The 24752-nt window shown below is 44.9% G+C and carries 19 protein-coding genes; 11 read left to right on the top strand and 8 right to left on the bottom strand.

The window, feature by feature from the left end; translation table 11 throughout:
- Positions 1–31 precede the first annotated feature (31 nt).
- Positions 32–3328 carry a M64 family metallopeptidase gene (locus ABIN22_RS16655; protein WP_118622373.1) on the bottom strand — a complete coding sequence of 1099 codons (3297 nt, stop codon included), beginning with the start codon at positions 3326–3328 and terminating at the stop codon, positions 32–34.
- A 191-nt stretch (positions 3329–3519) separates the two neighbouring features.
- Between ABIN22_RS16655 and ABIN22_RS16650 the strand changes: the two genes are divergently transcribed.
- The 10 genes from ABIN22_RS16650 to ABIN22_RS16605 all read left to right on the top strand — a co-directional run bounded on the left by ABIN22_RS16650 (position 3520) and on the right by ABIN22_RS16605 (position 14356).
- A complete protein-coding gene (locus ABIN22_RS16650) occupies positions 3520–5298 on the top strand; it encodes a glycoside hydrolase family 2 protein (protein ID WP_346910038.1) in 1779 nt (592 codons plus the stop codon).
- Positions 5299–5454: 156 nt separating this feature from the next.
- Positions 5455–7503, top strand: a complete 2049-nt coding sequence (locus ABIN22_RS16645; protein WP_346910036.1) for a BglG family transcription antiterminator — start codon at positions 5455–5457, stop codon at positions 7501–7503.
- Between the two features lie 206 nt (positions 7504–7709).
- Positions 7710–8159, top strand: a complete 450-nt coding sequence (locus ABIN22_RS16640; RefSeq protein WP_346910034.1) for a PTS sugar transporter subunit IIA — start codon at positions 7710–7712, stop codon at positions 8157–8159.
- Between the two features lie 11 nt (positions 8160–8170).
- A complete protein-coding gene (locus tag ABIN22_RS16635; RefSeq protein ID WP_109730755.1) occupies positions 8171–8428 on the top strand; it encodes an HPr family phosphocarrier protein in 258 nt (85 codons plus the stop codon).
- Positions 8429–8446: 18 nt separating this feature from the next.
- On the top strand, positions 8447–8737 hold the full coding sequence (locus ABIN22_RS16630; protein WP_109730754.1) for a PTS sugar transporter subunit IIB: 291 nt from the start codon (positions 8447–8449) through the stop codon (positions 8735–8737).
- A gap of 33 nt (positions 8738–8770) precedes the next feature.
- The gene (gene ulaA, locus ABIN22_RS16625) at positions 8771–10063 is read left to right on the top strand and encodes a PTS ascorbate transporter subunit IIC (RefSeq protein ID WP_118622377.1); all 1293 of its coding nucleotides are present in this window, start codon (positions 8771–8773) and stop codon (positions 10061–10063) included.
- Between the two features lie 31 nt (positions 10064–10094).
- Entirely contained in the window at positions 10095–10478 is a 384-nt protein-coding gene (locus tag ABIN22_RS16620) for a tetratricopeptide repeat protein (protein WP_346910031.1), read from the top strand.
- Between the two features lie 57 nt (positions 10479–10535).
- Positions 10536–11384, top strand: a complete 849-nt coding sequence (locus tag ABIN22_RS16615; protein ID WP_109730751.1) for a class II fructose-bisphosphate aldolase — start codon at positions 10536–10538, stop codon at positions 11382–11384.
- Positions 11385–11399: 15 nt separating this feature from the next.
- A complete protein-coding gene (locus ABIN22_RS16610) occupies positions 11400–12008 on the top strand; it encodes an AAA family ATPase (protein ID WP_109730750.1) in 609 nt (202 codons plus the stop codon).
- Between the two features lie 320 nt (positions 12009–12328).
- Positions 12329–14356 (top strand): PAS domain-containing hybrid sensor histidine kinase/response regulator, encoded by a 2028-nt coding sequence (locus tag ABIN22_RS16605; RefSeq protein ID WP_416388298.1) that lies wholly within the window; start codon positions 12329–12331, stop codon positions 14354–14356.
- A 17-nt stretch (positions 14357–14373) separates the two neighbouring features.
- Here the strand turns inward: ABIN22_RS16605 and ABIN22_RS16600 are convergent, their stop codons facing one another.
- Genes ABIN22_RS16600 through ABIN22_RS16585 form a run of 4 tightly spaced genes read right to left on the bottom strand, consistent with a single transcriptional unit; the run spans position 14374 to position 17783 of the window.
- Positions 14374–15045 carry an HAD family hydrolase gene (locus ABIN22_RS16600; protein ID WP_182440809.1) on the bottom strand — a complete coding sequence of 224 codons (672 nt, stop codon included), beginning with the start codon at positions 15043–15045 and terminating at the stop codon, positions 14374–14376.
- 58 nt (positions 15046–15103) lie between these two features.
- The gene (locus ABIN22_RS16595; RefSeq protein ID WP_118622404.1) at positions 15104–16369 is read right to left on the bottom strand and encodes a zinc-binding dehydrogenase; all 1266 of its coding nucleotides are present in this window, start codon (positions 16367–16369) and stop codon (positions 15104–15106) included.
- 5 nt (positions 16370–16374) lie between these two features.
- The gene (gene pfkB, locus ABIN22_RS16590) at positions 16375–17310 is read right to left on the bottom strand and encodes a 1-phosphofructokinase (RefSeq protein ID WP_109730747.1); all 936 of its coding nucleotides are present in this window, start codon (positions 17308–17310) and stop codon (positions 16375–16377) included.
- Positions 17307–17783 (bottom strand): PTS mannitol transporter subunit IIA, encoded by a 477-nt coding sequence (locus tag ABIN22_RS16585; RefSeq protein WP_109730746.1) that lies wholly within the window; start codon positions 17781–17783, stop codon positions 17307–17309. Before ABIN22_RS16585 ends, pfkB begins: the two co-directional genes overlap by 4 nt.
- A gap of 378 nt (positions 17784–18161) precedes the next feature.
- Between ABIN22_RS16585 and ABIN22_RS16580 the strand changes: the two genes are divergently transcribed.
- Positions 18162–19556, top strand: a complete 1395-nt coding sequence (locus ABIN22_RS16580; RefSeq protein WP_109730745.1) for an RNA/DNA-binding domain-containing protein — start codon at positions 18162–18164, stop codon at positions 19554–19556.
- Positions 19557–19620: 64 nt separating this feature from the next.
- On the opposite strand, the gene ABIN22_RS16575 is transcribed toward ABIN22_RS16580, so the two are convergent.
- From ABIN22_RS16575 to ABIN22_RS16565, 3 genes are all read right to left on the bottom strand, one after another.
- Positions 19621–21711 carry a BglG family transcription antiterminator gene (locus tag ABIN22_RS16575; protein ID WP_346910027.1) on the bottom strand — a complete coding sequence of 697 codons (2091 nt, stop codon included), beginning with the start codon at positions 21709–21711 and terminating at the stop codon, positions 19621–19623.
- A 4-nt stretch (positions 21712–21715) separates the two neighbouring features.
- Positions 21716–23095 carry a PTS sugar transporter subunit IIBC family protein gene (locus ABIN22_RS16570; protein ID WP_346910025.1) on the bottom strand — a complete coding sequence of 460 codons (1380 nt, stop codon included), beginning with the start codon at positions 23093–23095 and terminating at the stop codon, positions 21716–21718.
- A gap of 77 nt (positions 23096–23172) precedes the next feature.
- Complete coding sequence (locus ABIN22_RS16565; protein WP_346910023.1) at positions 23173–24594, bottom strand: PTS mannitol transporter subunit IIBC; 1422 nt, start codon at positions 24592–24594, stop codon at positions 23173–23175.
- Between the last annotated feature and the right edge of the window lie 158 nt (positions 24595–24752).

Here is a 24752-nt window from a genome sequence, read left to right as displayed (position 1 = left end):
CAAAAGGGGCTTTTACTAAGTCATTCAATTTTTAAGACCATTTCTTTTTCTTAACTGTAAATACAACAGCTCCTCCGGCCAGTATGCAGACTAACAGCATAGGGATAACCGGGGCATGATCGCCCGTCTTTGCAGCGGTCTTTGCTGTACCGGACTTCTCTGAAACGGTAACCATAAACGGAGACAGTGAATCAACCGTAATGACAACCTTACCATCTTTTACAACGGTTTCTTTGGATTCAATCTCACCGTTATCCAGCATATGATATACAATGGCTTTTCTTCCGTTATAATCTTTTCCTACATCGAAAGTGATCGTAAACGGCCCTTTCGCCTCACCGGATATGGTCAGATCATATGCCCCCAGTATCTTCATGCCGCTTGCGACTTTTGCTTTCAACTTCTTATAAGTATCATCCGAAGCCGGAATCTTCTTGACATTTAAAGCAGCATTGTCGCTGAAAATACCTTCAACTGTAATATGCGGCACATTCTTGTCACCATTACTTGTAATCGTAGAAGTTGCTTTATCGGGTGTTTTTTCTTTTAGTCCCTGAATTGCTTTTTTCAGGTTGCTAAGTGCATTATCAACTTCTTCCTGTGTGGCATCATCCTGTGCGGATACTTTCTCGGCGGCAGCTAAAGCTTTCTTCAATGCATCTGCCGTATCCTGTGTATACTTACTTTCATCAGCCAGTTTTGTCTTGGCATTTGTAATCTCATTATTCAAAGCAGTTTTATCAACAGCCTTAGTCTGGATCGTGTATGGGGTAATACCTCTGGCAATCGGGAGTGTATGTGTCTGCCCGTCTAAGGTGACTTTTTTCGTCTTCTTTCCTTCATCCGGTACCAGATCTGCCTTGGCGAAATAGCTGCCCGCTTTGGAAGGCGCGCCTGTCAGTTCTTCTCCTAAATTACCATCCTTATTTTCAAAATAGGTCATATTGTAGGAAACATCTTTTACCTCAATTCCATTTATATATGTATGGAAATATGGTGCAAGGTCAATCGGGCTGCCATTCTCAATAAAGGTTTCGTTATAGGCACGACTCATGACCGGTGCGTAGGAATATCCGGACCAGAAATAATAAACTTTCTTTAACATCTGTGTTCTTGCAGCATCTTTTGAAGCGTCGTCCTTCATCCAGTCTGTTCCTTCCGGGCTGCCTGCGTAATAGTTCATGAATTCTGTCGCAGCATATTTCATGCCCTCTTCATTTGGGCCGGCATAAAGTGTGACACGTTTGTTATCGACTCTCGCACCGCCTTTGACCGAATCGTCGTTGACGATTACGATTGCGCCTTTATAATAGGAGGTAATCTGGTTATTCCCGAGATACATTGCTGCACCCGTGCTTAAGTCTGTAGGCTGGATCTTTCCATTTGCATTCACGGAAAGCCCGAAGTAGGTATCCTTTGTGGCTCCTGGTTTGGATATGCCGGAGTCATTGGATATTACCTCTACAGTGTGATAATTAAAGTAAAGATTTGCTTCTTTATAAGGCTCTGTATTCCTGAAGTAATCATAATACTTTTTCGCAATGGCTTCGAATTTATCCTGTTCTGCTGCTGTAAAGCCTTCACCGACAAACACGATATTCTGGTTATTATAATAGGACTGTGCCCCCAGATAGTTTCCTGTGTTGTTGTCTGCCAGGGCCGTTGTCTTAAACTTGATTGTATACTCTACCGAAGCCTGTCCTATTATTTCATTTGATGATTTATCGTAAGCCGTTACCGCTGCCGTGTAGGTTCCGGGAGTAATCGGTGCAGTGTCGCTGTCATATGTATTCGTCTGTTCCGGTGTTGTTGAATAAGGAATCTGACCGGTATAATGTATTTTGGTCAGGTACTCCTTGGCGTAATCTACGGTACATTTGATATCAACCGGTTTTCCGTCATAGACTTTCGAATCGGCCTGTAGGGAAATGATATCCGGATAATCCAGTGTATATGAGGTGGTAAGCTCACAACTGTCATATGTATTATTTCCGGCAAAGGAGGCCTTCACCTGATAGGAACCTCTTTTGGTCGGGGTATCGGAAGTTGAATTATTTCCATCCGCATCGTAAAATGTCAAAGTCAGATCATTCGCTACGTCCGGATCACTTCCTATGGTTTCTGCACTGCCTTTCCGCAGGATGAAGTATTGCTTCATATCAAGGGGATCTTCTGATTCCCGCAGTACTTCGGCATATGTCTGGAACTGCATGTGTGTCACGTTGGAGTTCTTGCAGAATGCGCGTCTTAAGGAGTCCTTGCACACTTCACAGAATTCGTACCGTTTACCAAGAAAACGCATTTTGCAGTTCTCGTGAGGTCTGTACCAGCCGTCTCCGCCATTGTCATACTCATACACGCCCACGCCGTTCTTACCGATATATTTTGCCCATTTTACTTTGGCGGGGTCTGACTCTGCTGTCATGTTGTCGAATTCTCCTGCATAGCTGTCTCCGGCATAATACTCGTCTGAAAGACCTGCGATGGTGTGGCCAAGCTCATGCAGCATCATCTCCAGTGATTCGTTATTCAGGGAAGCCACACAGACAGAACCGCCGCTTCCGCCGTATGTTGTTGCGTTTACAATGATAACGTTGAAGTCGGCTGCCGGCAGATATTTGTTTTTTAAAGTATTAGCCTTTTCCCTGCCTTCGTTTCCGATACTGAGCAGTCTCTGCATCCCACTGGTATAATAGCTGCTGCTGAAATAAGTATCCCTTTTATCAGCCTGTGCCTCCTCATAAGTCAGTGCAGAGTCCCCTTTTGCACCGGATTCATTGGAAACAACGCTCAGTGCGTAGATCTTGACGGTATCCTGGAATTCGTCATAAGGTGATGTGGCCATCACATACTCAGAAGTATTTTTGGATTCCGTAAAGAACTTCTCCTGTTCGTCAGCCTTGAAACCATCTCCCATTATGAGAAGAATAAAGGCATCCTCATCGGCGAGTGCAGAATCTCCGTATACCAGCCTCAATTCATGCTGTTCATTCTGCGCAGATACAGCAGCAGGGGCTGCATTTCTCTGGGCTGCTGCGGGCTGTTCTTCCTGATTCTGAACCTCATCAGAAGAAGGCTGTTCTTCCTGGCCTTCAATGTCATTAGAAGGCAGGTTTTCCGGAATTTCGGCATCATCTGTAGAAGAAGTATCCGCATCCGGCGTTGGAGTCTGGGTTTCTTCCTGTACAGGTGCCTGTGTGCTGTTTTCCGTTCCGTCAGCTTCCTCTGCCAGGACTGTAAACCCCGTGCTTGACAGTGCCAGAGAAGCGGCAAGGATAGTTGTAAATACGGCTCTGGCACATCTGTGTTTTAAGTTTCTTTCTCTCATTTCATTCCCTCCTTGCGTTGATAAAACCAGAATATCACTTTCGATTTAAAAATTCAATGAAAAGAAATAAAATCGGGAATTTGACGGTTAAAAAGTTGGATTTGAATATATTGTATTTACAATGAAGAAGGATTATACTAATAGCATGCCTTAATTTCGGTATGGCAGGAGTACAGAAGGGAGTATTTTTTATGAAGCAACTTTTAACCAGATGGGGAAAAACACTTGACGAGGAACATGTACTTGAGGAATACCCGAGGCCTCTGCTTGTCAGGAAAAGTTATATAAATCTGAACGGGGCCTGGGAATATGGTTTTACTAAAGAATTCAAAAGGCCCGCTCAGTTCGAGGGAAAAATCGTGGTGCCTTTTTCTCCGGAAAGCACATTGTCAGGTGTGGGAAGACAATTGAAGCCGGATGAATATCTGTGGTACCGGAAGACTTTTTTAGTTTCTTTTGATATGTTTCAAAAAGAAAAGCTGAGGAGGCTGCTTCACTTCGGGGCTGTGGACCAATCCTGTGTCGTTTATATCAATGGCAGGGAGGCCGTCCGGCATACAGGAGGATACCTTCCTTTTGAGACGGATATTACAGATTATCTCAAGGAGGGGGAAAATGAGATACTGGTTTCGGTTAAGGATTTGAGTGACACATCCTACCATTCCAGAGGCAAACAGAAACTGAAACGCGGCGGAATGTTCTATACGGCTCAGAGCGGCATCTGGCAGACGGTATGGATGGAAGACGTCCCGGGGGAATACATTCAGAAAATCACGGCCCGGCCGGACCTGGATGCGGGAAAAGTACGGATTACTGTAACGTCAGAGAAAAGCTGTGCAGTGGAGATCGAGGTCAGAAAGCCGGGGATTTATGAGGAACCCTTAAGAAAACCGGAGGATGTCTTTGGAGAGGTGGAGACACTGGAAGACTGGGGGCATGGAACGGGAAGGACGAATGAGGAGATTGTGATTCATCTTCCTTATATTTATCCGTGGACCTGTGAAACCCCGTATTTATACTATTTTACGGTGAAGATGGGGGATGACACCGCAGACAGTTACTTTGCTATGAGGACATTCACAATTGAGGCTGACAAGGCCGGCCTCCCGAGAATATGTCTGAATCATAAAGTGCAGTATCAAAAAGGGGTGCTGGACCAGGGATACTGGCCGGACGGGCTTTATACAGCGCCGAGTGATGAGGCACTGATCTTCGACATACAGTCTATGAAGAATATGGGCTTTAACATGCTTAGAAAACATCTTAAAATTGAGCCCCAGCGGTGGTATTATCATTGTGACAGACTCGGCATGGTTGTATGGCAGGACATGGTAAACGGGGGCAGGATGTATAAACACTGGTTTGTGACTTACGGGGCAACCGCGCTGTCATGGAGGAACCTGAAGATAAAGGACGGTTATACAAGGCTTTTATCCCGTGAGGATAAGGCAGGCCGTCTGGAATTTGTAAAAGAAATGAAGGAGACGATTGCACTATTAAAAGGACACCCGAGCATCGCGGCATGGGTAATCTTTAATGAAGGATGGGGGCAGTTCCAGACTGCAGATATGACGGATATTGCAAGGAAGGAGGATCCGGACCGGCTGATTGACCAGGCAAGCGGGTGGTTTGATCAGGAAGGGGGCGACTTCCAGAGCATCCATAATTATTTTTTCCGGTTAAGAATCAGGCCCGAGGAGCGCAGGGCAACTGTGCTCTCTGAATTCGGCGGATATTCGATGCGGTCGGAGGGGCACAGTGCATGCCTGACCCAGTACGGATATGGAATATATACAGATGTGAGCCAGCTGAACCGGGCTTACGTGAAGCTTCAGGAGGACGTGGAAAAACTGATTCCAGAAGGACTCTGTGCGAGTGTCTATACACAGCTTTCCGATGTGGAAGAGGAAGTGAACGGAATATTTACCTACGACCGGGAGGTGCTAAAGATCAGAGGGACCTGCATATGAAAAGCTATCCATTTTGCTTTCAGAATGATATAATAATTTATATCATTCAAAAGTGCTAATATTAATTGTGGTTTCTAAAATCTTGCAAAGTTTTTTGCAAAATTTTATACTCCGCCATTATCACAATCAAAAGTGGACTGTAGAAGGAGATGTGAAATGAATACAACGTATTTAAACGCAAGATGTCAGTCAATGCTGCAGTTGCTTTTAGACACGGGTTCTTATTTATCTATGCAGCAGATTGCAGCAGATTTGCAGGTCTCCCAGCGCAGCATTTATTATGACCTTTGCCGGATTAATGAATGGCTTGCAGACAATGGGATACAGGAATTGGAAGTAGTAAGGGGCAAGGGACTGCTTTTAACCGATGAGATGCGGGAGCAGATAGAGGCCTGTACGGAAACGGTGGAACAGGAGGACTCCTATATTTACTCACCTACTGAGCGTGCGCAGATTATTATTTGTGCCATTATCTATTCTGCGGCACCGGTTCATATTGATAAGCTTACCGAATATTGCAGAGTCAGCCGGAATACTATTTTTAATGATTTGCAGGTGGTAATCAACCAGCTGCAAAAAGATGATTTGACTTTGGAATACCGCTCCAAGAAGGGATATATTATTACCGGGGATGCGATTAAGATCAGGACTGTTTTTTTATTGAATTTTCAGGGCCTTGAGAACCTATTTGCCAGCCGCGGGTTAAGCTTTATCGATCAGGGTAAGATTGATGAAGCTGAAGAGACTTTGAAAAAGGTCGAGCAGGAGCTGGGCGTGGAGTATATACCGGAGAGCCGGAAAGCGCTTGCAGTGCTGATTCCAATGATGGAACGGGGAGATGGCGGAATCTACTTTGCAGATTTGAAAAAAGAAGAGATGAAAAAGCACAGAGAATATGATTTGGTGGAAAAGTATTTCCCGAATCTGTGCGAGAAGGAGAAAACGTATCTGTGCCTGCATTTACTGGGCGGGCGGGTTGCGATGGTTTCCGAGAATATCTTTGAAAGTGCTTCTAATGAGCGTGCATATGAGATTGCAAAGGCACTGGTTTCCGAATTCGAGAAGGTGGCCTGTGTTACATTTGAGCGGAGGGAAGAACTGGAACGGCAGCTTTTCATCCATATTAATGCATCCCTTTACCGCTACCAGTATGGAATCCAGAGTCTGGACTCACTGAATGTCGACATTATCCGGGAATATCCGGATTTGTTTGAAATTACGAAGATTGTCAGCCGGTATCTGGAAAAGCAGATAGGAGTGTCTGTGCCGGACACAGAAGTCGCTTATCTGGCACTGCATTTTGGGGCATATCTTCCGATTTCCAACAATAAAAGTGAACGGCTCAGGGTGCTGATTGTGTGTGCTAATGGCATTTCCACAGGAAATATGCTGAAGCGGGAGCTGACTAAAATGTTCCCCGAAGTGGAAGTCGTAGGAGTGGAATCGACGTCAACGGTGCGAAATGCTCAGGCCCGCTGTGAGATCATTGTCAGCACAGTGAAGATCAAAAGCGTGATACCGGTCATCCAGGTACATCCGATTCTGACCGGAAGGGATAAGGCCCTGCTTGCACGGCATTTCAAGATGATGAATAACGGGTCTTACGTGAATGCTAACGAATTGTTTTCCGTGGTGAAACCATACATTATAGAAGAGAAGCAGGAACAGGCTAAAAAGAAGATTGAGGAATACTTATACCAAAGCAGGAATAATGCTTATGCTGATTTGCAGCAGCACCAAAAAGACCTGCTCAGTATTTTGGATGAGCCGAGAATAGCGGTTCATGAAGATGAATATAAATGGACGCTGGCACTGCGGACTGCCGGCGAATACTTAATGGAAGCAGGAAGCATTCAGGCGCCCTACATTGACAGCATTATCTCACAGCTGCAGTACTATGGGCCTTATATGTTCATTGCGCCAAGAGTCATCCTTGCCCATTCCAAACCGGAAATCGGAGTCAATAAGCTGGACTGTTCCATTCATTTATTTAAAAAGCCGGTTGCTTTTTCAGAAAAGGACCACGCGAATGTGGTAATTGTCCTGGCAGCGGAAGATCAGGAAAGCCATATGAAAGTACTTCGCGATATCATGACGCTGTTCGAAAAGGATGAGGCAGTGGATGAATTAACAGGGATGGATACGCCACAGGAGATACTGGCCTATTTTGAAAGAAGGCTGGCAGAGGCATACGAAAAAGAATAGCATATATAAAGGAATCATGATTATTTTAGAGAGAGCTCTAAATCCAATTGCGGGTTTAGAGCTCTTTCTTTTAGGAAAATATACGTGAAATTCTGTCTACAGATTTGCAAAATTCATTGCAAATACTTGGACTTCTTTTTGCAAAATTTACTTGCTACAATAACATCATCAAATCGAGAAAGGGGAAAACAAAAATGATATCGGATATGTTGAAACCGGAAAACATACATATCACTGAGCGGGTAAGCAATTGGAAAGAAGCAATCCATTTGAGTCTCGAACCATTGATAAAAGGCGGTTTTGTTACAGATAATTATGAAAAAGCGATTCTCGAAAGTACGGCGGAATATGGACCCTATTATGTGCTGGCAGAAGATTTTGCACTGATTCATGGAAGACCGACAGATGGCGTGATTAAAAAGCAGCTTGCAATTACATTACTCCGGGAACCAATTCAGTTTTCAGAAGACAGTTTTCAGGTAAGGGTACTGATTGCACTGGCAGCCAGTGACTCGAATTCCCATATAGATACGATGAAAGTTTTATCGAATATCTTTATGGATGAGAGTAAGGTCAGTGAAATGGTACATGCCAAAAAACCTCAGCAGATTTATGATATGTTGATTCAAATGGAAAATGAAATCCGGGAAAATTAAGGGAGGGGAAGATGCAGAAATTTACATATGTAATTACAGCAGTTCAGGGGATTCATGCAAGGCCTGCGGGGCAGCTCGTAAATGTCGCCAAGAAATACGAAAGCCAGATCATGATTTCCGCAAAAGAAAAAACAGCGGACCTGAAGAAGATTCTTGCCTTAATGTCACTGGGTGTAAAACAAAACGAAGAAGTAACGGTGTCAGTAACCGGAACGGATGAAGCGGTGGCTGTAAAAGAGTTGAAACAATTCTTTGCAAATAATTTATAAAGAAGGAGGATATAAAACATGTTAAAGATTTTAGCAGTATGTGGGAACGGACTTGGGAGTAGTTTTGCCTGTCAGATGACAACAGAGGCGGTATTGAGGGAAATGGGTGTGGAAGCAAAAATGGATCACATTGATATCTCAAGCGCGGCAGGAATGGATGCAGACCTGATTATTTCAGGGAAAAATTTTGAAAAACAATTTGAACGTATTTCCTTAAAATGCCCGGCAATTTTTCTGGAGCGTCTTGTAGACAAAAATGAAATCCGTGAAAAGCTTACACCAGTTTTAAAGGACATGGGAGTTATTTAATCAGTAATACATTTAAGAGAAGGAGAGGGAATTATGGCAGTATTAAATTTTATTATTAATAATATTCTGACTCAGGCTGCAATTATTATCGGTTTGATTGCATTATTAGGTCTTGCTCTGCAGAAAAAGCCTGCAGGACAGATTGTATCAGGAACAATGAAAACAATTCTTGGATTTATGGTATTATCGGCCGGTTCAACCGTCATGCAGGGCGCGTTATCCTATTTTGGGGCGATATTTAATCAGGGTTTTGGTTTAAATGGCCTTGAGAGTGTTGTTGCTTCTATTGAAGCTATTAACGGACAGGCTATGGGAGAACTGGGACTGGGTGCAGAGATTGCAATTTCATTAGCAGGTATCTTTATTGTAAATATTATCCTGGCAAGAATTACACCTTTTAAATATATTTTCCTTACCGGACAGGCTCTGTTGTGGGAATCTACATTATGTGTAGTATTTGCTTGGTTCTGCGGACTTCGCGGTATACCTCTGATTTTAATTTCCAGTTTAGTAGGTGGTGCATTCGCTACACTAATGCCTGCAATTGCACAGCCAATCGTGCGTAAAATCACGGGCAGTGATGATATTGCCCTCGGTCATTTCTGTACAATCGGATACATGTTTTCAGCGTTAATCGCAAAACTTGTTGGAGATGACTCTAAATCCTGTGAAGACTTGAAGCTTCCAAAGAGCCTTGAATTTCTTCAGGATACCTACCTCTCCATTATGGTAGTTATGATTCCGTTCTACTTAATTGTAGCGGCAATTGCCGGACCGGAAGCCAGCGCAGAGTTTGCCGGAGACACAAACTACATGGTATACGCATTCTTACAGGCAATGCAGTTCGTAGTAGGTTTGTATGTACTGTTAGCAGGAGTACGTCTGTTATTAGCAGAAATCGTACCGGCTTTCCAGGGAATTTCCCAGAAATTAGTTCCAAATGCAAAACCGGCACTGGACTGCCCTGTATTGTTTCCATACGCACCAAATTCAGTCATCATGGGATTTATTTTCACAACAATCGGTTCTTTGATTGGTATGTTCATCACAGGTATTCCGGCTCTTGGTGTTCCGCTTGTTATTCCGGGTGTCATGAGTAACTTTTTTGCCGGTGGTACAGCAGGTATTTTTGCAAACAAAGTCGGTGGGCGCCGCGGCGTTATTATAGGATGTATTGCTCATGGTATTTTTATCATGATGCTTCCGGCATTCTTATCACCAATGTTATCACAGATCGGCTTCCAGAATATCACATGTACAGATGTAGATACCGTAGTAACGGCATTCTTCTTCATGATTTTTAAAGGGATTGGCGGAATATTCTAAGTATTGTTAAATCGCAAAGGGAGGCAGCGAAATGTTCTTATTTGGAAAGAAAGATAAAAAAGAAAAAAAGGCAGAGGAAGTACCTGTTATCAATCAGGAAGAATTAATGAAACAGGCAGAAGAAAAAGTTCAGCAGCTGGAGGGAACACAGGGAGACGCACGAATTGAACTCTTAAACGAAACTGGCTCCCTATATATGCAGGCCAGAGAATATGACGAGGCAATCAGGTATTATGAAGAAAGCTTTGAAATGAAAAAAGTAATGGGCAAATCCTATACAGATCTGATGTCGCTGTATAACAAAAAGCGTCAGCAGGCCGCCGAAGCAAAGGATGATGAAAAGATCACCTATTATTTCGGAAAAGTACAGGAAATGATGCAGATATCAAAAGATATGATTCGCGGGAAAATATAAAACCGGATATATCTGTTAAAGACTAAAAAATTATATTCAGAAAGAGAAGGTAATATCATGTATAAGAATTTAATAGAAATGTTTAAGGAAAACGAGGGAAAAGGGGCTGTCGGAGCGTTTAACGTACATTGTTTTGAAATGGTGCCGGCTATGGTAAAAGCAGCGGCAGATCTCAACGTGCCGATCATCCTCCAGACATCACTTGGAACAGCAGAATATATTGGTTTTGAGCCATTGATTGCGGCTGTGAAAGCGCTCGCAGAAAATGTGCCGGTAAACGTTGCATTACATATGGACCACTGTAAAGATATTGATGCATTGAAAAGAGCAATCGATTTAGGTTATTCTTCAGTTATGTACGATGGTTCTTCTCTTCCAATCGAAGAAAATATAAAGAATACAAAAGAAGTTGTAGCTTATGCACACGCTCATGGCGTATCTGTTGAAGGAGAAGTTGGTTCTATCGGCGGTGCAGAAGACGGGGTCGTGGTTGACAAAGATGCGGCTATGTATACGAAGCCTGAAGATGCCCTGCATTTTGCATCTGAAGCAGGGGTTGATGCATTGGCTGTTTCCATTGGAACTACACACGGCCAGTATAAATCAAAGGCAAAGATTAACTATGAACTGTTAGAGGAATTAAAAGAAAAACTTGGAGATACAGGGCTTGTACTTCATGGAGGCACAGGTGTTTCTGATGAAGATATGAGGAAATGTGTAAGAGAAGGAATGAAGAAAATTAACGTTGGGACGGAGTTAAATAAATCTTATATTGAAGTAGTAAGTAAAACATTTACGGCAGAAGGTGTTACACCGTTAACATCCTTAAGGGGGCTGCTTGGGCCTGCAAATGACAGAATTGCGGCTATTGTAACAGAAAAGGCTTCATTATTTAAATTAGATTAATCAATGGGGTTTATCATGAAAAAATGTATGATTCTGCTGGCAGGATATCCGGCCACGGGAAAGAGCAGTATGTGTGCCCTTATTTTGAAAAAGTATCCCCGGTTCCAGACTGTAAATCAGGATGAAATGAAAGAGCAGATGTGGGATGAGTATGGATTCAATAATCAGGAAGAAAAAACGAAAGTCGAGAATATGGCGTGGGCCAGGTACTATGCTGTTATTGAAGAAAAAATGAAGCAGGGTGAATGTATCATCTCAGATTATCCTTTCAGTGATAAGCAAAAGGGCCGTCTTACAGATTTGTCCCGGAAATATGGTTATGAAGTCATTACAATCCGTTCCTTAGGAAATATTGAACATCTTTATGAGGTTTCAAGAAAGAGAGATTTGGCTCAGGACCGTCATCTGGGTCATCTGGTAAGCTGTTACCATAAGGGCGATGTTCTGGAAGACCGTACCCAGGCGGACAGTCTGGTAACTTATGAGATTTTTCAGGACCGCTGCCTTCATAAAGGATACGATAAATTCCAGATGGGGCACTTGATTGAGGTGGATGCATCAGACTTTTCGAAGATTGATTATGCACAGATTCTGGAAGAGATCGGAAAACTTTGTTCAGAATAGACGGCCACGCTATGGGCTTGGAATATATCTGATATAAAATATGCAAAAATGGAAGGAATCCCATAGACAAGGGAGCCTTCCATTTTTTACTGTATACAAGCTTTTTCTCCACCATTTTGATTACCGAAGAAGGGGCATAACAGGATGGACGAAAATGCCGGGGTATGGTAGAATAACATAAATGTACAGATAAACGAAGTTCTGGAGAGGTTGCTATGAAACAGGAAAAAAGTATGGAATGCCCCGGAGAATTGAAGGCACAAAAAGACTGCGTGGGAGAGGTAAATATAGAGGATTGTGCAATAGCCGGACACGCAGATATGAATATGGCTGCGGAAAGGACAGATTATGCCGGGCTGTATCAGGAATATTTCCGCCTCATGATGGATGCTTATGAAGGCAATATTTATATCAGCGATCTGGACAGCTATGAGTTGCTGTATCTGAATAATACTTCCTGTGATACTCTGGGCAGTCCCCCAGAGAAATTACTGGGACACAAATGTTATGAAGTGATTCAGGGGAGAAGTACCCCATGTCCTTTCTGTACTAATGATAAACTGCGGGAGGACGAATACTACGAGTGGGAATTTGATAATCCGGTATTGGAACGGAAGTTTTTAATCAAGAACCGGCTTATTAACTGGGAGGGGCACCGTGCGCGGCTTGAGCTGTCCCACGATATGTATACCAGTGAATTCAAGCTGGAGAAAAAGAACCGTGAGCAGGATGCCCTTCTCCGATCCGTCCCTGGCGGATTTGCCCGGCTGGATGCCAGAGACTGCAGCACCGTTCTCTGGTATGGCGCCAACTTCCTTGATATGATCGGTTATACAGCGGAGCAATTTGAGAATGAACTGCACAGCCAGTGTACTTACCTCCATCAGGAAGATTTACAGCGTATTATACCTATGCTGCAGGAACTTATGGTTACCGGCGGGAATATGGTTACGGAGGCAAAGATCACGACCCGCAGCGGTCAGACGAAGATTCTTACAATTACCCTGTCTTATGCCAGGGGAGAAGAAAGCTGGGATGGAATACCATCCTTCTATACAATAGGGATAGACATTACGAAGCAGAGGGAGGAGCAGGAGCGGCAGAGGAAGATACTGGAAGAAGCATATAAAACAGCTCAGATCGCCAGTGAGGCAAAGACCAACTTCCTTTCGTCCATGTCCCACGACATACGCACGCCGATGAATGCCATCATGGGGATGACAGCTATTGCCGAAGCAAACATTGATTCGCAGGAAAAGATAAGGGACTGCCTTAACAAGATCAATACATCGACACATCATTTGTTAAACCTTATTAATGAGGTTTTGGATATGTCCAGAATTGAGAGCGGAAAGATCGACCTGATATCTGAAGAGGTGTCACTGCCTGAAATGTTCGAGGATATTGCAAACATGTTTCAGCCTCTGGTTGCTGAAAGGAATCAGAAGCTTCAATTATTCAGCGGTCATTTGCGGCATTGGAAGGTAAGAACTGACGGGGGAAGGCTTCAGCAGGTACTGATGAACCTGCTTACAAATGCGGTGAAATATACACCTGAGGGCGGAACCATCAGTCTGCGGGTACAGGAGCTTCCGGATAACAGTGGAAATAAAGGACAGTACGGATTTATCATTGAGGATAACGGGATTGGTATTGACGGGGAATTCCTGCCACATATTTTCGAACCCTTTACGAGGGCGGAGGATACGCGGATCAATAAGATTCAGGGGACGGGACTCGGACTTGCCATTACACAGAATATTGTCCGCATGATGAACGGTACAATAGAAGTTAAGAGCGAGCTGGGAAAAGGGAGCGAGTTTATCGTTGCCATTCCACTCGAACGGTGTGATGAGATTGTGATACCTGAAGCAGAACCAGATAACTTGGGAGCTTCGGATGCGAATGATAATGACAGCCAGGGAACCTCAGAGGCTTTGGATGAGAAAACGCAGGACTTTCTGACTTCCAAAAGAATTTTGCTGGTTGAAGATAATGAACTGAACAGGGAGATTGCGTCAGAGCTTTTGCAGATGCATGGATTTTCTATAGATAAGGCTGAGAATGGACAGCGTGCCGTAGAGAAATTTGTTACTTCTGCCCCGGGAACTTATGACTGCATCCTGATGGATATCCAGATGCCGGTCATGGACGGGTATCAGGCGACGAGGACGATCCGGTCTTTAGACCGGGAAGATGCACATACGATCCCCATACTTGCCCTGACGGCCAACGCCTTCGCAACTGATCTGGCAAAGGCGCACAGTGCAGGCATGAATGACCACATTGCAAAACCCATTGATATCAACCGTCTTTTAGAATCATTGCAGAGATGGATGAAAAAATAATGCATCTGTATTGAAATTCAGGCCAGTGTTTTTATCCATTCATCCAGCTCACTCAGACTGTCCAGTATCCGGAAACAGAGCCGTTTCATCTCCTCGTCCGGTGCAGTCATATCAGGTACCATGATTACCGTACAGCCGGCTGCAATGCCTGCGCGTACGCCATTGGGGCTGTCTTCGACAACGAGGCAGTGTTCCGGTTTTTCGCCGAGTATTTCGGCAGCAGTCAAAAATACATCGGGGGCGGGCTTGCTGTTTCTGATTTCGGTGCCGCAGACAGAGGCATCAAAATCGAATGGCAGGTCCGCACTTTTAAAGTATTCTTTCGCAGTCTCCCTCTGTGTTGAGGTAGCAAGTGCTTTCTTTATTCCGGCCTTCCTGAGTGTGGCAAACAGTTCCCTGACACCGGGTTTTAGAGGAGCACCGTTTCTGGCGATATAAGTATCCATATAGCCAGTCCTCAGCTTCCTTGCCTCATCAAAGGGAAAGTCTTCTCCGAACCATCCTTTAAACAGCATCCTGCCGGCCCGTATATCACAGCCGCGGTTTTTATTGATCTGCTCATCTGTAATAGGAAATCCCAGTAGTCTGCCGGACTCCATCCATCCCTGATAGGCAAGTCTTTCTGTGTCGAATATGACACCGTCCATGTCAAACAGTACAGCTCTGATTTCTTTTAGTCTTTGAATCATAATAACCCTCCTCATTCCTGTTTTATCTCTAAACCGGTTCAGAGGAGGGCAGTATCATTTAAGCTTCTACGCCAAAGTGGTCGAACAGGATTTTTTCCGCTTCTGAACTCCACAAACCTCTGTTTTTCCGGCATACTTCATCCAGTTTTTTAAACAGGGGATCAGTTTCCCCTAATTTCCCGAAGTCTTCGATGGCTGTAAGAGGCATGTCAAACTGGGTGTATGTCAGCTTCTTGCCGCCGGGGATTTTGGGCAGGTTCATGGTTGCCTCTGCGATGCTGTCGATCCCGCCGATGTGGGTAACCATGACGGCCGGTTCAATGATGCCTCTTGCCGCAAGATCGTTGGCCTCGATCAGGTCATCGTTATTGCCTCCGGTTGTTCCCATAATGTGTGTACTTGTGTAGTGGCAGTTGTAGAGATTGATCTCTCCTTTGAACTGGTTATCCGTCGGGCCTGCGAAAAAGTTCAGGCATCCGTCGAATGCAAGCAGTTTGTCACCAAGTTCGGCTACTGCACGGTTTGGGATGTAGACGAATACGTCGTCATACCCCTTTCCGCCTGTGATATCTTTAAGCTCCTGAACAGGGTCTGCCATCTTAGCAGTATTTACATACAGAAGTTCCACGCCCTTTTCTGCCGCAAAGGATTCCGGGATGACTTCCCTTGCTCTTTCTATTTTAGCATCATCAATGTCAGTTACAACAATTCTTTTTGGTTTATTTTCAAACTGGATTCCGTAGCTGACTGCCCCGAGTCCCATTGGCCCGCAGCCGCCAAGGATGATAATATCGCCGTCAGCCTTTGTGCCGATTGCATGACTGTGGTCCCTCTTGTTGGTATGGTAGTTGCCGCGGTATCCGCCAATGATACAGCTCATAGGTTCTCCGAGTGACGCCTCAAAAAAGCTTTCTCCTTTATATTCCATCAGTGCCCCCAGCTCCATAACTTCATGAGGGATGATGCAGTAGGTACATGCACCGCCGAAGTATTCATAAGAGTATCCCGGGGATGCAAGGCTGCCCTTGTAGTTGAGGGCCGGCTGCTGTGCGAACTTCATACCCGGCTTAAACTGGTCTTTCCATTTATCCCCGACCTCCACGATCACACCGGCAAATTCATGGCCGACGATAACCGGGTTTGTATCGATGTTCTGCGGCGCTCTCTTGTGTTTCTTTCCCTGCTCGGCCAGCTTATAAGTCGACATACAGATGCTGTCACTGATTACTTTAACGAGGATTTCATCATCCTTGATTGCCGGTAATTCAAATTCTTCCAGTCTCAGATCCATTGTACCATACATTCTCACTGCTTTTGTTTTCATCATTTTTACTCTCCTATCTTTTCTATGATTACTTGTTCCATTAACTCGTCTACCAGTTCCCTTGCCGGCGGCTTTGTCCCAATTGTTGTAACAGCCCCTGCGGAAGCAGCCATACAGATGCGGGTAGTATTTTCATCGCCGTTTTTTGTGTCAAAGGAATAGGCAAGCGCCGCAACCATTGCATCTCCGGCCCCTACAGTAGAGTGTGCCTTTACGTTAAGCGCGGGGCATCTGACTTCATAACCGTCCCGGACAAACATGGCGCCGCTTTTTCCCATTGAAACGGCTACGGTATCCACACCCTTTCCAAGAAGCTGTCTTGCAGTCTTTAAAAGGTCCCGGTCAGAGGCACGATAGTCAATGCCCATGAATTCTTCTAACTCTGCCCGGTTCGGTTTGATAATATCGGGGCCAGCATCCAGCGCCTGACGGAACATACAGCCGTCGGCATCCAGCAGAACCTTTGCCCCTTTTTTGTGGAGCAGCCTTATGATCTTTTCATAGATATCGATGCTGATACCGCTCGGGATACTGCCTGCCAGTACGAATAAAACTCCGTCGCCTGCATACCCTTCGAGTCTGGCGAGCAGTTCATCCAACTGGTCCGGGGTGATTTCAGGACCGGGTTCATTCAGCTCGGTAACCTCTCCGTTATCTTCCAGTACCTTCGTGTTTGTCCTTGTTTCCCCATCTACCCAGACGAAATCTGATTGAATCCCCCTGTCTTTCAGTACGCTCTCAATCGTTCGGCCTGCATTTCCCGCGAGAAAGCCAGTTGCGATGCTCCCACCGCCCAGCTCACGGATGGTTTTTGAAACGTTAATACCTTTTCCACCTGCATCATATTCAACCTTGTGGATGCGGTTCAGCCCTCCCGGGATCAGGTGCCCGATCTCTACGGTTTTGTCAATGGCAGGGTTCATTGTTACTGTTACAATCATGATATCTGCTCCTTTCCTGTAAGAATCCTGTAAATGGTGTCTGCATCAGCCGTTCCGCTTGTCAGTTCTGCGGCTGCTTTTTCATCCATCATCTTGTCAGCGATGACTGACAGGATATCCAGATGTTCTTCCCCGACGCCGGCGATTCCGATGACAACCTTGGCCTGTTCATCCCCCCAGGGTGTGCCCTCAGGAAAAACCATAACTGCGATCCCGGACGAACGGATTTCTTTTTTTGCCTGCTCGACTCCGTGGGGCAGTGCAAGGCCGCTTCCCATATAGGTTGAGAGTGATCTTTCACGTTCGAGCATCGCATCGACATACGGCTGGTCTACATAACCGGAGTCTGCAAGCATCTGCCCGACCTTGCGGATGACATTTTCCTGAGTGTCGGGTCTGCAGTTCACCCGAATGTTTTCACGGTATAAAAGTTCCTTCTTTTCCTCCACTTTTTTTCTGCTTTTAAATAACATATTTATCCTCCTTTTTGGGATTGACTTTTGGTTTTCGTTCTTGTCTATGCCTTAATTATAGGGAGGTTGGGGGCTGTTTTTCAATTCAAAGAAGATGGGATTTGGCACCATCAGATAGTGCCAAAACTAGGCGGTGCGGGCATCTCCCTGACTTGACAGATTGATTTTAGTCATAGATAATAATGAGAGGTAAGTAAAGATATAGATATTCATTTTGTGAATTTCATAAAAAAGGGAGTATTAACAGTCTAAACAAAAAGTGCAGGATATATGTTAAATAGATTAGGCGAACTTGCGGTATATAATTTTTATTTTAAGTTTACATTAATTGGATATGGAAAAGATATGGAATATGAATTATAGAAAGAAGGTAGTAGGTTGAATTTAGGAATAGAAAACGAAACAGTGGAATTCAAGAAGTCAACAGGAGAATTAAAAGAAGCAATGAATTCTATTTCTGCTATATTGAATAAGCATCAGCATGGAGAATTGTATTTTGGAGTAAAACCAGATGGTAGCATTATAGGGCAGGTTGTTACGGAGGAGTCACTAAGAGAAGTTAGTCAGAAAATAAAGAATTCTATTGAACCTAAAATATATCCTGAAGTGAAAAAGGTGGTTATGGATGGCAGGGATTGTATATATGTTAAATTTGCAGGAAATCAGACTCCATATTTTTCATATGGTGTAGCAAGGATACGTGTAGCAGATGAAGATTTAATTATGTCACCACAGCAATTAGCAGATTATATTCGCAAGGGAGATAGAGAAGAAAATCGGTGGGAAAATTTGATTTCTAATAAAACAATTGATGATGTCGATGAAGAACTTCTAAAAAAATATACAAATCAGGCTCATGATGTTGGGAGAATAGCAATTGTTTATACAGATAAGAAAACAGTTTTAAATCAATTAGAGTTATCAGAGGGAAATCATTTAATAAATGCGGGAAAGGCATTATTTGCAGATGATTTAATTCAAGATATTCAAATGGCAATTTTTGCAACCAATGAGAGATTGACTTTTAATGATATTCAAAGGCAACATGGACCCGTACTTAAGCTTATAGACATAGCTGAAAGTTATATAAAAAGTAATATACATTGGCGCGTGGAATTTACTGGTGCATTACAACGTACGGAAATACCGGAGATACCAATTGATGCTATCCGAGAGGCATTGTTAAATTCATTTTGTCATAAGGATTATGCAGCCGGACAAAGTAATGAGGTTGCAATTTATAAAGACAGAATTGAAATATATAACCCAGGTGCTTTTCCAGAAGGATTTGAACCACAGGATTTTATTGACAAACCGGAAAGGCCAATTCGTAGAAATCCCAAAATAGCAAGAATTTTATATTATTCTAAAGATATTGAGAGTTTTGGGACTGGTTTGAAACGTATAGCTGATGCGTGTGAAAAAGCAGATGTTAGATATGAATTTAAAAAATTAAAGTCTGGATTTGTAGTTTGTTTTTATCGGCCGGAAGAAAAAGTGAATAAATCCACAGATCAGAATAATAAAGACAATTTCTTACAACATTCTTCGGAAGTTCCGAATATGAGTATACAGGATTTTGCAAGACTCATGAATTATTTGGAGCAGCCAAGAACTAGAAAAGAATTACAAGAATTCTGTAACTATAGTTCAAGAGATTATTTCAGAACAAAAATACTTAAGCCATTAATAGACGCAAAAATTGTTGACTTGACAATTCCAGACAAACCGCAGAGTTCAAAACAAAAGTATGTTAAGCATAAAACAGAATAAAATATATGACTTGCCCACTTGACTTGTATAGTAAGTGGGCAAGTCATGTGGAACTGATCCTACATTACAGCCCACCCAGATATTTGGTAAAGAATTTCTTCAGATATTTCGAAAGTACCCCTCTTATTTCTTCTTTATCTCCTTTCAGGACTACTTCCATAAAATCATACTCCTCGATCAGCAGTGTACTAATGTATCCGAGGATTTCATTGTTGATCCGCACATTTTCATCATCCGGCACGAGCATGACAAAGATGACGTTAATTCCCTTAAAGTAAGGGTCCATGAAGGCTGTGAGGTCTTTTGTCATGCACACACCAAAGCAGGGCCTTACAACGCCCTTTGTCCTTGTGTGAAAGAGTGCAAAACCAAATTCTGCAAAGACCTGCGTGGCGATCTTTTCCCTCCTCATGATATCTTCCTGTATCAGTTCACTCCGGTCACTGTAGGGGGAGAGTTTTTCCCCGATGGCAATCAGAAGCTCCTTAAAAGTGATCCAGTTGTCAACCTTGAAGAAGTCCATATATTTGATTACGGCATTGATCTGGGCGGCGGCCAGGTTGATTTCTTCGAGCTGTACGGTGAACTCATCCTCTGTTTTCAGCTTTTCGGGCATCCGCTCATACTGATAGACCATGCGCCGGCTTTTTTCAATATCGTCATCTCCGAGAAGCGGATTGACATAAATAACAGGGGCATCCTGCAGGTCCAGCGGAAGACTCGATATGAAAAAGTCCGTCTTACCGATGATATAAGGCGTAATGTCGTTTTTGCCATAGGCGGTGATATCCACCCGGTCACGAAATACTTTCTTAAGTTTGGAAGACATCAGGCGGGAGATGCCGATTCCGCTGGAACATACGACGCCGATATGCACCTGGCGGATCTGTTCGCTTTTGCCCTCCAGGCGGACAAGCGCCGCCCCGAAATGTACCGCGAGAAATCCAGTCTCTTCATCGGGGACGGCAGTCTGTGTCTTTTCACCTAGAACGAGTGCGACCTTGCTGCATTTTTCATAGATATCCGGATAGCTCTCCTGAATTTCCTTCAAGATGGGATTCTGGATCTTCATCCCGTGCAGGAGGCGGATCAGTGTAGGCTGCAGGTGGGCAAGAAGCCCTTGTATGAATTCATCATCCTGTTTCAGGTAATAGGCTTTTTCTGCGTCGAATGCATCGATCATCTCATTCAGCAGATCCTGAAGTTCACGGTTACCCATCTCAACCGTTTTTCCGTCGGCCCATGAAATCTTTTCGTGTTTGGCCCCTTTGATGTGAAGGCAGATATAAGAGATTTCTACCTCTGGTATCTCAATCTCGAATTCCTCTTCCAGTTTGAGGACAATCTCCTTTGCCAGCAGATAGTCCTCATCCTCATGGAGGTCCCCGTTCCAGCCGTCGGCGGTTTCCAGCATTTCATCCTTAAGAATCCGGTTGATGGCAATGGAAATATGGATAATCAGGCCAATATAAGAGTTCTCTGTCAATGTGAGGACACGGGTATGGTTCATCCCCATAATACAGCCGATGACACGTTTCAGGATATCATCGTTGAGTACCTTCCCCATGCTGCTTTTAGCAAATTCTTCGCAGCTTTCCTGACTGCTTTCGGATTCATAGGCATCCCGGATCAGGCGGGTATCGATGTTCTCATCAATAAATGCCCGGATTGCCCGGCGGTAGTTCTCTTCACTGCCTTCAACTGCAATACCGCTTCCGGGTTTGCGCACCACAAAAAGGCCGTACCGGTTCAGCCATTCCCCGACGGCTTCCAGATCCGTACTTATGGTTGCTTCGCTGACCTGAAACTGGCTGCTGTAATAAAACAGTTTCTTCAGCCCTTTTTCCTTCAGGACCTCTAAGATAAGCCGTTTCCTGCGTTCTTCCCGGTTGCTGACATCATAGGAGTCACCCTGGCTGATATCATCAAACAGGCGCCCTTTTTCTTCCGCACTGCCCTCCAGCCACACCCCGACCCCTGTCTTAGACATGAAACGGATATCATAGGGCTTCAAAGAACTCTGGATATAACCCAGCTCACGCTGGACGGTCCGCTTGCTGACACCGACCTTCGCGGCCAGATCCTTTACGGAAATGCTCTCTTTTTCGGAAAGGAGCACGTGTAATATTTGCTTGATCCTTGGGGTAATATCCATACTGTTACCTTCCTCTCTCTCGAAGCAGACAAACCAGCCCATCGTAGGATGCGGCGGTAAGGAGGCTGCCGGCTGTATAAATCTCTCTCGACGGACCTATATCTGATTTGAGTTTCTCCGGCAGATGGTCATACAGATCCTTCTGGCATACAATCAGGTCGATGCCGTCAGGAATCAGGTCTGCCGCATATGCGTCCACCTGGATGCCGGTCAGTTTTTCCTGTGCCAGCCGTCTTCTTAAGATGGAGGCACCCATTGCACTTGTTCCGACCCCACCGTCACAGACCACGGCAATTCTTTGTATTTTCATATTTTTTTCCTCATTTATATTGTTCACGGGAGATTTATCATGAGTACTTATTTCTTTTGAAACGGTATTGTTGCTTTTAGTGGTCATCTTTAACACAAGCAGGCTTCCGGCAAAGGATACTGCCGTGGAGACTGCCAGCCCGGCAAGGGCGAAAAGCCATGTATTCTTTCCGGCCATCAAGAGGATTGTGACCACACTTCCGGGAGATACAGGCCCCTGCAGTCCGGCGTGCAGATACTGGAAGGTAAGGTTCCCGGCAAAACCTCCGGCCATCAGAGGAAGAAGGAGCCAGAGGTTGGACAGTACATAGGGAAAATAAACCTCGTGAAGCCCACCGACCGCCTGGGTAAACATAGCGGCGCCATATTCCTGCCGCTTTTCCTTATGGCAGAGGAACAGGGCCCCAAGCATACCGAATCCGGGGCCTGGATTTGCCTCGAGCAGAAAGAAAACTGAACTGCCATGTGCGGCGGCCTGACTCATTCCCAGTGGAACCAGAATGCTGTGGTTCATGAGGTTGTTCAGAAAAAATACCTTTGCGGGCTCAATGATAAAAGCGAGAGTCCCTAACATCCCGAATTCCACCAGCATGTCGGTAAAACGTGATAAAAGTGTGATAAACTGGTTCATAACCGGTGTGAGAACTGCATAAGCCATACCCGCCATAAGACCTGCCAGAACCGCGACCCAGAGGTTCTTGACAAGCATCTGCAGGGAAGCCTTGCATTTACAGGAAATCCACTGAAAACTGTACTTCCAGAGGAATCCGGCCGCGGGACCAATCAGAAGCGCGCCCCAGAGGCCAGACTCAGTACCACCCGCTGCAATGCCGCAGACCGCCAGGGCGGCTGTGAGCCCTCCGCTGTTCCCACCGGTCTTCCTTCCGCCCTCGAAGCTGATTAGTACTGGCAGGGCGACGTGGTAAACCAACTGCGAAATGGCATACATATTTTCATTAGGAAACCATCCGTAATCATGAAAGATTACGGACAGAATTCCGATGAAAATAAATATGCCTATATTATTTATGATGATTTCTTTATAAAAACGTCCTGTCTTCCGTAACAGCTCCATCCTGTATCCACCTTTTGATTCTGGGATTATTATCTTTATTGTAGCATGAATCGGGAGCTCATGAAAGAGTATGCATATTACTGATTTCGCCCTTTAAGTTCAAGAACCAGTTCGTCGTATTCCGGGGCCGCAAGGAAATTCGTGATCAGAATCCGTTCTGCGTTCGGATTACTCCGGGCCGCGCGTTCGCCCAGTTCCCTGTGTGTTACAACAATCTGGACATCGGCAGGAATGGAAGATACCGGGGTATGAATAACTTCGATTCCCTGAAGTCCTGCGGCGGCTATCTTTTTCTTAAGAACCGTTGCACCCATTGCGCTGGACCCCATTCCGGCATCACAGGCAAAGGCAATCTTGTGTACTTTTCCCTGTGTGGCGCCGTCTTTTGCCATATCGTTTCCGAGAGAGCCTTCTGCAGCGGCCGGCTCAGCGATTCCTTTTGCCTGTCTCTTCATGCTGTCTTTTTTCTGCTGTGCTTCTTCAAGGCTTGTGTCTTTCCCCATGAACTTGAGAAGCGGCAGTGCGACGATAAGGGCCACGGCGGCAGATACTGCGATTCCGAGCAGGAGCCCTGCGTAGCTGTGCCGTTCTGCCATCATGAGCAGTGCAAAAATGCTTCCCGGTGAAGCGGGGGCTGTCAGTCCTACACCCATGAGGTTAAAGATAAAGATTCCGCTTGCACCGCCTGCCATTACAGCGAGGAGCAGGAGCGGGTTCATGAGGATGTACGGGAAGTAAATCTCATGGATACCGCCAAAGAAGTGGATAATGACCGCGCCGGGTGCGGAACTTTTTGCACTTCCTTTTCCTGCGATACAGTATGCGAGCAGGATTCCAAGGCCTGGTCCCGGGTTTGCCTCCAGAAGGAAGAATAGGGATTTTCCGATTTCTTCTACCTGCTGGATTCCCATCGGCGACAGGATCCCGTGGTTGATTGCATTATTCAGGAACAGCACCTTTGCCGGCTCGATAAACACACTCGTGAGCGGCAGCAGGCCGTGGTCGACGAAGAAACCGACTCCTGCCTGCATAACACTGTTGAGGGCGCCTACAAGCGGCGTGATTCCTACCATTGCCAGCAGGGCCAGAACTGCGCCGAAGATACCAAGTGAAAAATTATTGACCAGCATTTCAAAACCGGCCGGAATCTTATTTTCCATGAACTTATCGAACTTCTTAATGATCCATGCGGACAGCGGTCCCACGATCATTGCGCCGATAAACATCGGAACATCGGAACCTACGATGACACCCATTGTAGTAATGGCCCCGATGACGCCTCCGCGCTGTCCCGCCACCACATTTCCGCCTGTATAGGCAATCAAAAGCGGGAGAAGCATTGTTGACATGGGAGTCACTAATTGTGCAAACCTTTCATTCGGACGCCAGCCTGTTTCTATAAACAGGGCGGTAATAATTCCCCATGCGATAAAGGCACCGATATTCGGCATTACCATGCCGCTTAAAAATCTGCCAAAAGTCTGGACTTTCTCTTTCATTGATTTCACACCTCTTTCATCTCAAAAACCTTGTTTTTACGGAGATATCTAATACGTATCTCACAATTACTGCCCCTTCGGGCGGGCTTCAGCCTAAGCTGAAAATGAGGTATGACTGGCCAATCAATCTCTTGTGTTCTGAACTCATTATAGCTCTT

Source organism: Faecalicatena orotica (assembly GCF_905197545.1).
GTDB classification, from domain to species: Bacteria; Bacillota; Clostridia; order Lachnospirales; family Lachnospiraceae; genus Faecalicatena_A; species Faecalicatena_A orotica.
This window is presented reverse-complemented; position numbering and strand designations above follow the sequence as displayed.